This window comes from Mycobacterium shunyiense, assembly GCF_058270075.1.
On the sequence record NZ_JBZDPU010000005.1, the window covers coordinates 177850 to 191359 of the forward strand.

Consider the following 13510-nt stretch of genomic DNA (forward strand, 5'->3'; position numbering starts at 1 on the left):
GTGTCGGTGGTCGGCAATAGACTGGCCACTCTATGAGCGGTTCATCTTCGGGGTCCTTCGTACACCTGCACAACCACACCGAGTACTCGATGCTGGACGGGGCTGCGAAGATCACGCCGATGCTGGCCGAGGCTCAGCGGCTGGGCATGCCGGCGATCGGTATGACCGACCACGGCAACATGTTCGGCGCCAGTGAGTTCTACAACTCGGCAACCAAGGCCGGCATCAAACCGATCATCGGCATCGAGGCCTACATCGCGCCGGCGTCGCGGTTCGACACCAAACGGGTTCAGTGGGGTGACCCGAGCCAGAAGAGTGACGATGTCTCGGGCAGCGGCGCCTACACCCACATGACCATGGTCGCCGAGAACGCCACCGGTCTACGCAACCTCTTCAAGCTGTCCTCGCTGGCATCGTTCGAAGGTCAGCTCGGCAAGTGGTCGCGCATGGATGCCGAGATCATCGCCGAGTATGCCGAAGGCATCATCGCGACCACCGGTTGCCCGTCCGGTGAGGTGCAGACCCGGCTCCGGCTGGGTCACCGCCAGGAGGCGCTGGAGGCGGCTGCCAAATGGCGCGAGATCTTCGGCCCCGACAACTTCTTCCTGGAGTTGATGGACCACGGCCTCGACATCGAGCGCCGGGTCCGTGAGGGCCTGCTGGAGATCGGGCAGAAGCTCAACATTCCGCCGCTGGCCACCAACGACTGCCACTACGTGACGCGCGAGGCCTCGCAGAACCACGAGGCCCTGCTGTGCATCCAGACCGGCAAGACCCTGTCGGACCCGAACCGTTTCAAGTTCGACGGCGACGGCTACTTCCTCAAATCGGCCGAAGAGATGCGGGCGCTGTGGGATTCGCAGGTTCCGGGCGCGTGTGATTCCACGGTCCTGATCGGCGAGCGGGTGCAGTCCTATGCCGACGTGTGGGCGCCCACCGACCGCATGCCGGTGTTCCCGGTGCCCGACGGCCACGACCAGGCATCGTGGCTGACGCACGAGGTGACGGAGGGGCTGAACCGGCGGTTCCGTGGAGACGCCGTACCCGCCGAGTACACCGACCGTGCCGCCTACGAGATCAAGGTCATCTGCGACAAGGGCTTCCCGTCGTACTTCCTGATCGTGGCCGACCTGATCAACTACGCCCGTTCGGTCGGTATCCGGGTGGGGCCCGGCCGTGGCTCGGCCGCGGGATCGCTCGTGGCGTACGCGATGGGCATCACCAACATCGATCCCATCCCGCACGGCCTGCTGTTCGAGCGGTTCCTCAACCCGGAACGGCCCTCCGCACCTGATATCGACATCGACTTCGACGACCGCCGCCGCGGCGAGATGCTGCGGTACGCGGCCAACAAGTGGGGCAGTGACCGGGTGGCGCAGGTCATCACCTTCGGCACTATCAAAACCAAAGCGGCGCTGAAGGACTCGGCCCGCGTGCATTACGGCCAACCTGGTTTCGCGATCGCCGACCGCATCACCAAGGCGCTGCCGCCGCCGATCATGGCCAAGGACATCCCGGTGTCGGGGATCACCGATCCCAACCATGAGCGGTACAAGGAAGCAGCCGAGGTCCGCGCCCTGATCGACACCGATCCGGATGTGCGGACCATCTTCGAGACGGCGCGCGGCCTGGAGGGCCTGGTCCGTAACGCGGGCGTGCACGCCTGCGCGGTGATCATGAGTTCCGAGCCGTTGGTCGACGCGATCCCGCTGTGGAAACGGCCGCAGGACGGCGCCATCATCACCGGCTGGGACTATCCGTCGTGCGAGGCCATCGGCCTGCTGAAGATGGACTTCCTGGGCCTGCGGAACCTGACGATCATCGGCGACTGCATCGAGAACATCAAAGCCAACCGCGGTATCGACCTCGACCTCGACACGTTGCCTTTCGATGACCCGGCCGCCTATGAACTCCTCGGCCGCGGCGACACCCTTGGCGTGTTCCAGCTCGACGGCAGTGCCATGCGTGACCTGCTCCGCCGGATGCAGCCCACCGGGTTCAACGACATCGTCGCGGTGCTCGCGCTGTACCGCCCCGGCCCGATGGGCATGAACGCCCACAACGACTACGCGGACCGTAAGAACGGTCGCCAGGCCATCAAGCCCATCCATCCTGAGCTCGAAGAGCCGCTCAAGGAGATCCTCGCCGAGACCTACGGCCTGATCGTCTACCAAGAGCAGATCATGTTCATCGCGCAGAAGGTCGCCTCCTACACCATGGGTAAGGCCGATGCGCTCCGCAAGGCCATGGGTAAGAAGAAGCTCGAAGTGCTCGAGGCCGAGTACAAGGGCTTCAAGGAGGGCATGACCGCCAACGGGTTCTCCGAAGCCGCGGTGAAAGCCCTGTGGGACACCATCCTTCCGTTCGCCGGGTATGCGTTCAACAAGTCGCACGCGGCCGGCTACGGCCTGGTGTCGTACTGGACGGCCTACCTCAAGGCGAACTATCCCGCCGAGTACATGGCCGGTCTGCTCACCTCGGTCGGTGACGACAAGGACAAGGCCGCGGTCTATCTGGCCGACTGCCGTCGTCTCGGCATCACGGTCCTGCCGCCCGACGTCAACGAGTCGGTGCAGAACTTCGCCTCGGTGGGCGATGACATCCGGTTCGGTCTGGGGGCCATCCGCAACGTCGGCGCGAATGTCGTTGCGTCGCTGATCAGTACCCGTACCGAGAAGGGCAAGTACGCCGACTTCTCCGACTACCTCAACAAGATCGATATCGCGGCCTGCAACAAGAAGGTCACCGAATCATTGGTGAAGGCGGGTGCGTTCGATTCGCTCGGCCACCCCCGCAAGGGGCTGTTCCTGGTGCACACCGACGCTGTCGACTCGGTGCTCGGCACCAAGAAGGCCGAGGCGATGGGCCAGTTCGACCTGTTCGGCTGTGCTGACGACGGCGGCGGCACCGACGCGGTGTTCACCATCCGCGTGCCCGAGGAGGAATGGGAGGACAAACACAAGCTGGCGCTCGAACGCGAGATGCTGGGGCTGTACGTGTCCGGCCATCCGCTCAACGGGATTGCCCACCTGCTGGCCAACCAGGTCGACACCCAGATTCCGGCGATTCTCGACGGCGATGTCGCCAACGATGCGCAGGTGGTGGTCGGTGGCATCCTGGCCTCGGTCAACCGTCGGGTGAACAAGAATGGCTTGCCTTGGGCCTCAGCCCAATTGGAAGATCTCACCGGTGGCATCGAGGTGCTGTTCTTCCCGCAGACCTACTCACTGTTCGGTCACGAGATCGCTGACGACGTGGTGGTACTGGTCAAGGCGAAGGTGGCTGCCCGGGATGACCGGATCTCGCTGATCGCCCACGAACTGGTGGTACCCGACTTCAGCAGCGCCCAGGCCGACCGGCCGCTGGCGGTGAGCCTGCCGACCCGGCAGTGCACCATCGACAAGGTCAGTGCGCTCAAGCAGGTGCTGGCCAACCATCCCGGCACGTCTCAGGTGCATCTGCGGCTGATCAGCGGTGAACGGATCACCACGCTGGAACTGGATCAGTCGCTGCGGGTGACGCCGTCCTCGGCGCTGATGGGCGACCTGAAGGCGTTGCTCGGGCCGGGTTGCCTGGGCTGACCGTCCAGGTCGATCTTCACGATCGCGCTGTCGGGCCACAGTGCCCGGTCCCGCGCGCGCCGTAGTTTTTGCAGCAGCGGAAGGTTGCTGTGCACATTGGTGACTCCGGGGATCTTCAGTAGCGGCATGATGTTCCACTGCCAGCCGTAGCGCCGGTGCAGCGCCCGGTTCGCCTCCTCGGCGTCCTCACCGTGCAGGACCGTGGCCCGGCCGGTCAGCCAGGTGGTGCCCGTGATCCGGCCGCGGTGATCGCAGATCACCAGTTCGACGTCGGGCCGCGCCGCGATTCTGCGGGTCTTCGGGCCGATCTTGGTGCGGAACAACGCCGTTCGGCCGTCGAGCACGAACCAGATCGGGGTGTCTGCTGCGGTGCCGTCGCGGCGAAAGCTGCGCAGCAGCGCGTATCGGGAGTGACTCAGGGTCTCCAACGTGGAGTCGGTGTGTGGCATGTAGCCAGTCAACGACTTAGAGTTGACTCTAAGTCAAGCGCAGAAGGAGGGCAGATGGGCGCGATGCTGACCATCGGAGACGTCACGCAGCGGTCGGGCATCGCCCAGACCGCGCTGCGCTACTACGAGCAGGTCGGCTTGTTGCCTGCACCGCATCGCGTGGGCGGGCAGCGCCGCTACCAGGAGTCGGTCCTGATGCGGCTGGAAGTGATCAGGTTGTGCAAGACGGCGGGCTTCTCGCTGACAGAGATCGCGCTGCTGCTCAAGGACGACACCCCGGGCCGCCCCTTGGCTCGCGAACTGGCGCAGACCAAATTGGCCGAGATCGACGAGCAACTGAAGTCGCTGGCGCGGGCGCGGGCCATCATCGAGTGGGGGATGCGGTGCACCTGCCCGTCAATCGAGTTGTGCACGTGCGGGATTCATCACGAATTGCCGGCCTGACGAAGGAGCGGCAACAGCCGCTCGGGTCGATTGTCTCGCGCGGAATGGCGTGGCTGCGTCAGAACCGGTAGCGCAGAATGCGCGCCTTGCGTGCAGTGGCCTTGCTGAGGCCGGAGGCCCGCGTGGCGATCCGCAGCATTCCGGGGAAGCGGTCGACTTCGGGCTGGTAGGCCAGGCTGGACTCCTCGATCAGACGCAGCTTTGGGTTCCAGCATTCGGGATGGTGTGCATCCTTGAAACCCGCGTAGCCCCATTGGCTTCCGACGTCTTTGAACATCTTGGCGGGGAAGAACTTCAGCGCCGCCTTACTCATCCATCCGATGCGACCGTAGTCATTGAATGCGAGCTCGCCGGATTCGAAGTGTTCCGTGATGGTCCGGAAGATACCGGCGATCACCGGTTCGGTGAGGAACGCGAACAACCCGTCGGCCACCAGCATGGTGGGGCGATCCGACGGGATCGGGTCCGTCCAGTCCGGGTCGGCCAGCGACGCAGAGACAGTGTGCGCCTGGGGGAGTGAGGGCAGCACCCGATCTCGCAGTTCGCTGATCCCGGGTAGATCGACGCTGTACCAGTCGACCGCGGCCGGCGGCGCGACGCGATGGACGCCGCTGTCCAGACCTCCGCCGAGGTCGACCACGACGGCATCGGGATGATCGACGACGAACGCACGGACCCGATCGTCGAGCATCTTGGCGCGCAACGCCGACTGGCACACCACGCTGGTCTGTACACCGAGTCCGGCGAAGTCGTAGTCGAGTCGTGCCACCGTTTCGTCGGCCATCGTGTCGCCGAGGATGGGGTTCGCCCATCTGCTGTCGAGCGCCCTGGCGTACAGGGTCAGGAACGCGGTTTCCTCCACCGGCGTCAGGCCCGTCGTCGCAATACCCACAACCCGACGGTACACCCGGTAAGGACTGAACATGTGGGCGAAAACGTTTACCGCCCTTACGATCACGCGCCGCCGACCGGTGGTGTGGGTGAAAGGGGGGTGGGCAGTGAGCTGACCGCAGCCTACGGTGGGAGCCATGCGCAGCATGCACGTGAGCGTCTGGATCGAGGTTGCCGCGGACGCGGTGTACGCCTACGCGGCAGATCCGCAGCATCTGGCGAACTGGGCGGCGGGGCTGGCTGAAGGTGGGCTACGACTCACCCCGCGCGGATGGGTCGCCGATTCGCCGATGGGTGAGGTCACCGTCGAATTCGCCGGCCCCAACACGCTGGGAGTGCTTGACCACGTGGTGCGGTTGCCCTCGGGTGAGGCCGTCTACAACCCGATGCGGGTGGTGTCGGGCGGCGTCGACGCCGAGTCGTGCGAAGTCGTGTTCACCGTCCGGCAGCGGCCCGGCGTGACGGACTCGGAGTTCGAAGCAGACGTGGCTGCGGTGGCAGCGGATCTAGCGACCTTGCGGCGGCTGCTGGAGGGTCACTGATCAGACGACGAAACGTGGCCGAGGCTCAGCCACACGACGATGGTCGCCGCGGCTGCGGAGAGTACCGCCGGGGCGGCGCTCATGGTTGCCACGCCGACGATCACCAGTACCAGCGCACCGACCGCCAGGGCGATCAGCTTGTAGGTCGGCCAGGGCACCCCGGCGATGTCCACTTGGTGATCGGCCCGGGAGGCGACACTGCGAAAGTTCCCGGCGGTGGTCATGTATTGACGATAGCTCGCAACATTGATTTCGGCTAGCCGAAACCTTGGATGTGGCGTGTCGCTTTATCGGTCCAGACTGCTCAACAGCGGGCTTCCATCCGGTACTGGACCTCGGCCGGTCGGGTGGGGCGGTCCGCGAACCAGCCACGCGCCGTGCCGCTGATATGGAATGTGGTGCCATCGACGCTGGCGTCGGCAGGCGCTGTCACATTGGCCGAGCCGCCGGTGAACCCTTCCAACCCGGTCAAGCGCATGACTTTCGGCTCGACGGTGGCGCCGGTCTGGATGATGGCCGTGAAGCCGGGCGTTTCCGGCTGAGTTTCGATGGTCCACAGCCAGGACCTCTGCGTGCAGAGCACCGAGAACGTGGTCGGGACCTGCTCGCCGTTGATGAAAATCCGCGCCGTGTAGGCATCCGCAGGGATGCCGGTGGCCGCCGCGCAGGCAGATAACGCCAGCGCGCCTACCGAAACGGTGTGCGCCGCCACCCGCCGCGCCCGCTGCTGCATGTGCCGCATGACGGTTGTTTTCCCAGTTCGGAGTCCCTTCAACCACCTGCTGTTGCTTTCCTCGCGATAGCCGTCCAGCTGCCGGGATCCGGTCGCGTGTCCCCACCCAACTGCAGAGAAATGCCTGGCCAGTGGCACCATTGAACGGTGACTGCCGATCTGAGCAAGGGCTCCCGAGTCTCCCCGCTGGCTGCGCCGCTTTCCGCGGCCGACATCGACGAGGCCACCAAGCGAATTTCCGGCGTGGTCACCCGCAGTCCGCTGCAGTTCAACGAACGGCTCTCGGACGCGACCGGAGCCAATGTCTACCTCAAGCGTGAGGACCTGCAGGCAGTGCGTTCCTACAAGGTGCGCGGGGCGTTCAATCTGATGGCGCAGCTCTCGCCCGAGGAGCTCGCCGCCGGCGTGGTGTGCTCATCGGCGGGCAATCATGCGCAGGGCTTCGCCATGGCCTGCCGGTCGATGCGGACCCACGGTCGCGTGTACGTGCCGGCCAAGACGCCCAAGCAGAAGCGGGACCGGATCAGGTACCACGGCCGCGAGTTCATCGAGCTCATCGCGGTCGGGTCGACCTACGATCTGGCCGCTGCCGCGGCGCTCGACGACGTCGCCCGGACCGGGGCGACCCTCGTACCTCCGTACGACGATGTGCGGACGATGGCCGGGCAGGGCACCATCGCTGCCGAGCTGCTCGACCAACTCGACGACGAGCCGGACCTGGTGATCGTCCCCGTCGGCGGCGGCGGCTGTATCGCCGGAATCACCACCTACCTCGCCGAGCGTGCCTCGGGCACGTCGGTACTCGGCGTCGAGCCGGCCGGTGCGGCCTCGATGATCGCCGCGCTGGCCGCGGGCCAGCCCGTCACCCTCGATCACGTCGACCAGTTCGTCGACGGCGCGGCAGTGGCGCGGGCCGGGGCGCTGCCGTATGCCGCGTTGGCCGCGGCCGGTGACATGGTCTCGCTCACCACGGTCGACGAAGGCGCGGTGTGCACCACGATGCTCGACCTGTATCAGAACGACGGAATCATCGCCGAGCCTGCCGGTGCGTTGTCGGTCGCGGCGCTGCTGGAGGCGGACATCGAACGCGGTTCCACCGTCGTGTGCCTGATCTCCGGCGGGAACAACGACGTGTCGCGGTACAACGAGGTGGTCGAGCGGTCACTGGTGCACCTGGGGCTCAAGCACTACTTCCTGGTCGACTTCCCGCAGGAACCGGGGGCGTTGCGCCGTTTCCTGGACGAGGTTCTCGGACCGGGCGACGACATCACGCTTTTCGAGTACGTCAAGCGCAACAACCGCGAGACCGGTGAGGCACTGTGCGGTGTTGAGTTGAGTGCAGCGACCGACCTCGAAGGCCTGCTGGCCCGGATGGCGGACTCCGACATCCACGTGGAGTTGCTCGAACCCGGGTCGCCGACGTACCGGTACCTGACCTGAGGAACCCGATCTGAAGGGCGAGCCTTCAGGCGCTGATCCCGGTGGCCTCGAATCCGGCGCTCACGGCGGCGACCTTCTCATCCCGAACGCTTTCGGAGTCCCCGCGGAACAGAGACTTGGCCACCAGTTCCACGGCCCGGCGGCTGTCACTGAAACCTGACGTTCGCGAAAGATGAAGTGTCAGTGCGAGGTAGAACAGCGCTGCCACATCCTTGGGCGTGAAGAGATGGCCCTGGCCGTTTTTTGCGCTGATGATGTTGAACGCCGCCTTGTTGTGGATGCCACTGTTGGTGTGCACACCGCCGTTGTCCCGGGTCGTGTGTACATAGTCGCGCATGTGCGCGGGCTGGCCGCGCCGGGCCGGATCACTCAGATCCCTCAGGGGTACGCCGGTACCGTCGAGTTCTTCACCCATTTCCCAGTTCCAGCTGTCGATGTCGGGTTTCTGGGAGTTCGCGATGATCGTCCCCATGATGTCCGAGTAGGACTCGTTCAGCGCGCCGGACTCGTCCTTGTACTCGAGACGGGCCGTGTTGTCGGTCAGTCCGTGCGTCATTTCATGCGCCACGACGTCCATCGCCACTGCATACGACCGCAGTTCGCCACCGACACTGCGCTGCCCGTACACCATCTGGGTGCCGATCCAGGCGGCGTTGCGCCATTCCTGGGGTGTCGCGGCCTGGATAGAGGTGCAGTTGATGGACGAGATGAACGGGCCGCCCTGGTTGTCGAGGCCGTTGCGCTGCAATGTGTTCAGCAGATAGTCGGCAACCTCCTGGGCGTTGGCGTGGGCACTGATCGCCGCCGGGCTCCAAGGTGCTGGTGGATTGGAGATCGGTGCCGCGCCCGGTAGTGAGCGGAACTGCGATTCGATCTTGCGGAACCCGAAATCGTAGGTCTCGATGCGCCGGGTGGGATCCACCAGACGCTTGTTGTCGTTCTCGTCGCGTTCGGCCCGGATGCGACGGGTCTGGCCGAGGGCGTCGGTCGAGTCCAGCTCTTCCAGGGTCCACGAAATCGTCTGGGTGCGGGGAAGTTTGGCGACGAGATCGCCGGAGTGCGCGTCGACAACGTAGTCGAAGAGCTCCGGCAGCGTCTCCGGGTGACCGTCGGAGGTGCGCTCGCGGTGGCGCTGTACGTTCTTGGCGATGTACACGAGGCGCCAGACGCTGGGGTCTGCACTCTTGTCGAAGTAGAAGTAGAGCCGGGGTGGCTCCGGCAGTGGCAATGCGTCTTTGCCCGCATCCTTGACGATCACGTCCTGGGCCTGCGCCGGCGATATGGTCGCGACCGCGTCGACCCCTTCGGGATTACCGATCGCCGAGTTGACGGCCAGCATGTTGTTGGCGTCGTCGAGTTCGATCGTGACGAGCGACCCGTACACCGGGATGCGTTGGCGGTATTGGGCGAACTTCACGACGGTGGATTCGGTCAGCGGAATCGACTCGGTGCCCAGGGCCAGGTACTCGGTCCCCGGGCCTGCGCTGCTGTCGGTGATCGAGGGCACCTCGGGGCTGGAGATCATCTGGTTGAGGTAGCGGCGTGCCGCCGATTCCGGATCGAGCGTTGCCACGTCGATCGCCTGCGCCCCACCGGGCACAACCGCCTCGTCATTGATGGCCTGTACTGCCGGGCCCTGGTACTTGTCCGCGCTGTGCAGTGCAAAGCTCTCTAACCCGTTGTCGTTCATGAGTTCTCACATCTCCTGCTCCGAGGGTTGGGCTGCCCGGGTGCGGACCGGCCTGCGCCGGCGCCGTGGCACGGCCTGATCATGCGCCAGAGTGCGGCGCAGACGCGTGCGTAGTGGCCTACTCGAATATCGCGACGATCGGAAGCTCCGATGCCTGTGCGGGCCACCGCGATGCGCGTGCCGCCGGCGTCGACGCCGAACACAGGTAGTGATGTACGCGCGCGCCCCTGCCTCCGGGCGCTTACCGTCCTGACGTGGGTATTCGCCCCACTGGAGATCCGCAGCAAGGAAGAGCCGACCATGGCCGAACACATCATGCAGTCCGGTGACACCCTCACGGTCGCGGAGTCGGCATCGACCCGCGTTCGGCGCAACATCTGGACGCTCGATCACATCGATCACTGGCACCCGACGATCTACGCCTACGCCCGCGCAGTTCAGGTGCTGATCGGCCGGACAGATGCGGATCAGCTGGATCCGATCGGTTGGCAGTATCAGTCCGACATTCACGGCACCACAGTGAAGCCCGACCGGTTCCGCAATCAGTGCCAGCACTTCTGCTGGTTCTTCCTGCCCTGGCACCGGATGTATCTGCAATGGTTCGAGCGGATTGTCACGTCGGCCATCCAGGAACTCGACGACGTCGATGAACAGACCAAGTCGACCTGGGCGCTGCCGTACTGGAACTACAGCAGCGACGACCCGGACCGCCGACGGCTGCCGCAGGCCTTCCTCGATACGACCCTGCCGGACGGGGTGACACCGAATCCCCTGTGGGTGCCCGGACGGAACCTCAACGACGGCTCGTCACTGCCTGCCTCCGATGTCGACCTGACGAGTGCGCTGGCGCCCGTCGACTTCGCCGGGTTCGGCGGGTTCGCCGGTGGGCGTACGGGATTCAGTCATGCCGGCGAGGACCCCGGTGCGGCGATGGGACCGTTGGAAGGAACGCCTCACGGTGCCGTCCACGTGGGTGTGGGTGGACTGATGGGATCGTTCAACACGGCGGCGCTGGACCCCATCTTCTGGCTACATCATGCCAACATCGACCGGATCTGGGAGATCTGGCGGACGATGCCGGACCGCGCCAACACCACGGAGGCCGCCTGGCTGAGCGGTGTGACCTTCCACTTCCATGACGAGAACCGGGCGACGCTCGCCGAGACGGTTCAGGAGGTGCTCGAAACTGCCCCTCAGCTCAGCTACAGCTATGAGGACATCGCCGCCCCTGTTGCACTGGAGGCACTCATGCCAACCGCACCTGCGCCCGAGAACCCACCGGAACTCGTCGGAGCATCGGATCGCGCGATCGCCCTCGCCGGTGAGGCGACGAACGTCACCTTCGCCATCGCGCCACCCGTGGGTCCTCTGGCCCAGGAGGAAAGCCCGGTATCCCGCGCTTTCCTTCGGATCGAGGATGTGACGTCGCCGGCGCCGGTGGGCGTCACCTACAAGGTGTATCTCGACGTGGGCGGCGGTGAACCCACTGTCGATGATGACCATTTCGTCGGTGTCGCCGCATTTTTCGGGATCGAGGAAACCATCAATCCCGACAATGAACACGGCGGGATGCGGCTCGCCTACGACATCACCGGTCTGTATCAACGGTTCACCGCCGAAGGGCGGTGGAGTGACCAGGTCAGCGTCACCTTCGTGCCGCAGTACGTGGAGCCGGCCGCTCATCCCATCCGGCTACCGGGGGCTCAGGCCTCGGCACCGCAGGAGCCGGGTCAGGCGCGCGTCGGGCGCGTGAGTGTCTTCCTGCAATGACTCTGGCTGCAGCACCGGCGCGGCCATCGCCCTGGCGACGGTTGTGGTGGCGGCATCCGGAGTTATCCGTGCTCACGGTTTCGGTGGCTGCCTGGTCGGCGGTGACGGTACTGCACCTGATGATGCCGGGTCACGTTGGCGCCCATCACTGTTCGGCAGTGCCTCACCCTGCGGCCCACCACCATGGGGCGTCAGGGTTGGGCGTCGTCGCAGAACGCTGCGCGGCGATGGGTCCCGGTGTGCCCGAATTTCCTGCCTCGCTGGGAATGTGGGTGGTCATGGCCGCGGCGATGATGCTGCCCACGACGCTGGCCGCCGTGCGGTCGATATCGATGAACGGCAGGTGGAATCGGCGGCACCGCAGCCAAGTGTTGTTCGTACTCGGTTATCTCGCAGTGTGGTCGGTGTTCGGTGCCGCAGCGCTGGCCATTGTCTGGTCGGTCGGTGTGAAAACAGTTGGTGTTCCGGTGGTCTCGGGTCTGCTCGCGGGCGCGGCAGCCTGGGAACTGACCCGCCGGAAGCGGTTGTTCCTGCGGGCGTGTCATCGGGTACAGGCGCTGCCTGCGGACGGCCGGCGAGCGGACCGGGCATGCGTCGGCGAGGGCCTGCGTAACGGGCTGCGCTGTGTGGGCGCCTGCGGCCCGATGATGCTGCCCATGGCGTTGGCTCCGCACGCACTGTGGCTGATGATGGTCCTCTTCGGAGTCGCGGCGGGGGAGAAGTTGGTCACGAAAGCCGTGGACCATCTGCCGGTGTTCGCGGCGGTTCTGGCACTGGTCGCCGTCATCGTGGCGTTCGGTGCGCCGGTCGGCTGACCGCCCACGTGACGAGGGCGCAGCCGGCGAAGGCGGCGCCGAGGAGCGCCGAGGCGGTCCAGCCTGCAGCCGAGAACGCGGCGGTCGTGGCGGTCGCACCCAGTGCTGAGCCGAGTGAGTAGAAGAACATATAGCCGCCGATGACGCTGCTGGTGCGGTGCGGGTGGGCAGTGGTCAGCAGGTGCTGATTGCTCACATGGACAGCTTGCACCGCGAAGTCGAGCACGACGACACCGACGACGATCGGCAGCAGCGACCATGACACGTGCCCGATGGCCAGCCACGATACGGCCAGTAATGCGAGCGCCCCGCCGGTGACCGTACTTGCGAACCCGGCGTCAGCCCAGTGTCCGGCCCGGGCGGCGCCGAGTGCGCCTGCGAGGCCGGCGATTCCGAAGAGTCCGATCTGAGCTGTGCTCAGATGCCACGGATCCGCCGCCAGTGGCAGCGCCAGGCCGCTCCACAGCGTTCCGAACGAGGCGAACAGAAAGAACGCGATCACCCCGCGCGAGACGAACAGGCGGTCACCGAACAGTCGGCCCAACGACGCCAGCACCTGGACGTAGGTGGTGTGCGCACGGGGCGGGTCGGGCGGGAGGAGCCGCAGCACGAGACATGCCAGCGTCAGCAACAGCACCGCCAGCCCGAGATAGACGCTGCGCCAACCCCACACCGCGGCAACGGCGCCCGCCGCCACGCGGGATCCGAGGATGCCGATGACGACTCCGGAGGTCACCACGCCGAGGGTTCGACCGCGTTGTTCGGGTGTGGACAGAGCCGCAGCGTAGGCGACCGTGGTCTGAACGACTACCGCGAACAGGCCGGCCACCGCCAGGCCGGCTAGCAGTAGCCAGGACTGTGCGGCCGTCGCGGCCAGTGCCACGCCCACTGCGGCCAACACCAGGTGCCCGCTGATGAGCCGGCGGCGATCGACCATGTCGCCGAGCGGGACGAGGGCGAACAGTCCCACCAGATAACCCAGTTGTCCGGCGGTGACGATCGATCCCAGCTCGGCATCGGGCACGCCCAGGTCGTGGCCGATCAGGGTCAGCACCGGCTGTGCCGCATAGATCGTTGCCACGGCCACTGCGCACACGGTGGCGAGAAGCATCTTCAGGCCGACGGTCGGTTTCATCTACCCTCCAATTGGTTGCA

General features: G+C 65.7%; 11 protein-coding genes and 1 pseudogene. 6 read left to right on the plus strand and 6 right to left on the minus strand.

Going from position 1 to position 13510, the window contains the following annotated elements:
- The first annotated feature begins 32 nt into the window (after positions 1-32).
- Positions 33-3581, plus strand: coding sequence for a DNA polymerase III subunit alpha (gene dnaE, locus AC4ELH_RS03330; protein WP_498883232.1), 3549 nt, complete (start codon positions 33-35; stop codon positions 3579-3581).
- Between the two features lie 5 nt (positions 3582-3586).
- On the opposite strand, the pseudogene AC4ELH_RS03335 reads toward dnaE, so the two are convergent.
- A pseudogene (locus AC4ELH_RS03335) lies at positions 3587-4030 on the minus strand (PPOX class F420-dependent oxidoreductase); the annotation flags it as partial.
- A 63-nt stretch (positions 4031-4093) separates the two neighbouring features.
- Between AC4ELH_RS03335 and AC4ELH_RS03340 the strand changes: the two are divergent.
- Entirely contained in the window at positions 4094-4474 is a 381-nt protein-coding gene (locus AC4ELH_RS03340; RefSeq protein WP_498883327.1) for a MerR family transcriptional regulator, read from the plus strand.
- Positions 4475-4532: 58 nt separating this feature from the next.
- Here AC4ELH_RS03340 and AC4ELH_RS03345 read toward each other — a convergent pair whose 3' ends face one another.
- Positions 4533-5366 carry a class I SAM-dependent methyltransferase gene (locus tag AC4ELH_RS03345; protein ID WP_498883233.1) on the minus strand — a complete coding sequence of 278 codons (834 nt, stop codon included), beginning with the start codon at positions 5364-5366 and terminating at the stop codon, positions 4533-4535.
- A 136-nt stretch (positions 5367-5502) separates the two neighbouring features.
- Here AC4ELH_RS03345 and AC4ELH_RS03350 point away from each other — a divergent pair, with 136 nt between their 5' ends.
- Entirely contained in the window at positions 5503-5907 is a 405-nt protein-coding gene (locus tag AC4ELH_RS03350; protein WP_498883234.1) for an SRPBCC family protein, read from the plus strand.
- Here AC4ELH_RS03350 and AC4ELH_RS03355 read toward each other — a convergent pair.
- Together AC4ELH_RS03355 and AC4ELH_RS03360 are read right to left on the minus strand one after the other, a co-directional pair.
- The gene (locus AC4ELH_RS03355) at positions 5901-6131 is read right to left on the minus strand and encodes a hypothetical protein (protein WP_498883235.1); all 231 of its coding nucleotides are present in this window, start codon (positions 6129-6131) and stop codon (positions 5901-5903) included. The two genes, AC4ELH_RS03350 and AC4ELH_RS03355, sit on opposite strands and share 7 nt — an antisense overlap.
- An 80-nt stretch (positions 6132-6211) precedes the next feature.
- Positions 6212-6640, minus strand: a complete 429-nt coding sequence (locus AC4ELH_RS03360; protein WP_254358737.1) for a lipoprotein LpqH — start codon at positions 6638-6640, stop codon at positions 6212-6214.
- Between the two features lie 147 nt (positions 6641-6787).
- On the opposite strand from AC4ELH_RS03360, the gene ilvA reads away from it, so the two are divergent.
- Positions 6788-8080 (plus strand): threonine ammonia-lyase IlvA, encoded by a 1293-nt coding sequence (gene ilvA / locus AC4ELH_RS03365; RefSeq protein WP_498883236.1) that lies wholly within the window; start codon positions 6788-6790, stop codon positions 8078-8080.
- A gap of 25 nt (positions 8081-8105) precedes the next feature.
- Here ilvA and AC4ELH_RS03370 read toward each other — a convergent pair whose 3' ends face one another.
- A complete protein-coding gene (locus tag AC4ELH_RS03370) occupies positions 8106-9770 on the minus strand; it encodes a M4 family metallopeptidase (RefSeq protein ID WP_498883237.1) in 1665 nt (554 codons plus the stop codon).
- Between the two features lie 150 nt (positions 9771-9920).
- On the opposite strand from AC4ELH_RS03370, the gene AC4ELH_RS03375 reads away from it, so the two are divergent.
- Positions 9921-11540, plus strand: a complete 1620-nt coding sequence (locus AC4ELH_RS03375; protein ID WP_498883238.1) for a tyrosinase family protein — start codon at positions 9921-9923, stop codon at positions 11538-11540.
- 158 nt (positions 11541-11698) lie between these two features.
- The gene (locus AC4ELH_RS03380; RefSeq protein ID WP_498883239.1) at positions 11699-12355 is read left to right on the plus strand and encodes a copper chaperone; all 657 of its coding nucleotides are present in this window, start codon (positions 11699-11701) and stop codon (positions 12353-12355) included.
- Here AC4ELH_RS03380 and AC4ELH_RS03385 read toward each other — a convergent pair.
- Positions 12324-13490: an MFS transporter gene (locus AC4ELH_RS03385; RefSeq protein WP_498883240.1), complete on the minus strand. Its 1167-nt coding sequence runs from the start codon at positions 13488-13490 to the stop codon at positions 12324-12326. The genes AC4ELH_RS03380 and AC4ELH_RS03385 overlap by 32 nt on opposite strands.
- Between the last annotated feature and the right edge of the window lie 20 nt (positions 13491-13510).

What these genes read in the sequence shown, in the direction of transcription:
- dnaE (WP_498883232.1), top strand. Translation starts at nt 33, where the DNA reads ATGAGCGGTTCATCTTCGGGGTCCTTCGTACACCTGCACAACCACACC.
- AC4ELH_RS03360 (WP_254358737.1), bottom strand. Translation starts at nt 6,640, where the DNA reads ATGCAGCAGCGGGCGCGGCGGGTGGCGGCGCACACCGTTTCGGTAGGC.
- AC4ELH_RS03355 (WP_498883235.1), bottom strand. Translation starts at nt 6,131, where the DNA reads ATGACCACCGCCGGGAACTTTCGCAGTGTCGCCTCCCGGGCCGATCAC.
- AC4ELH_RS03385 (WP_498883240.1), bottom strand. Translation starts at nt 13,490, where the DNA reads ATGAAACCGACCGTCGGCCTGAAGATGCTTCTCGCCACCGTGTGCGCA.
- AC4ELH_RS03370 (WP_498883237.1), bottom strand. Translation starts at nt 9,770, where the DNA reads ATGAACGACAACGGGTTAGAGAGCTTTGCACTGCACAGCGCGGACAAG.
- AC4ELH_RS03340 (WP_498883327.1), top strand. Translation starts at nt 4,094, where the DNA reads ATGCTGACCATCGGAGACGTCACGCAGCGGTCGGGCATCGCCCAGACC.
- AC4ELH_RS03350 (WP_498883234.1), top strand. Translation starts at nt 5,503, where the DNA reads ATGCGCAGCATGCACGTGAGCGTCTGGATCGAGGTTGCCGCGGACGCG.
- AC4ELH_RS03375 (WP_498883238.1), top strand. Translation starts at nt 9,921, where the DNA reads ATGCCTGTGCGGGCCACCGCGATGCGCGTGCCGCCGGCGTCGACGCCG.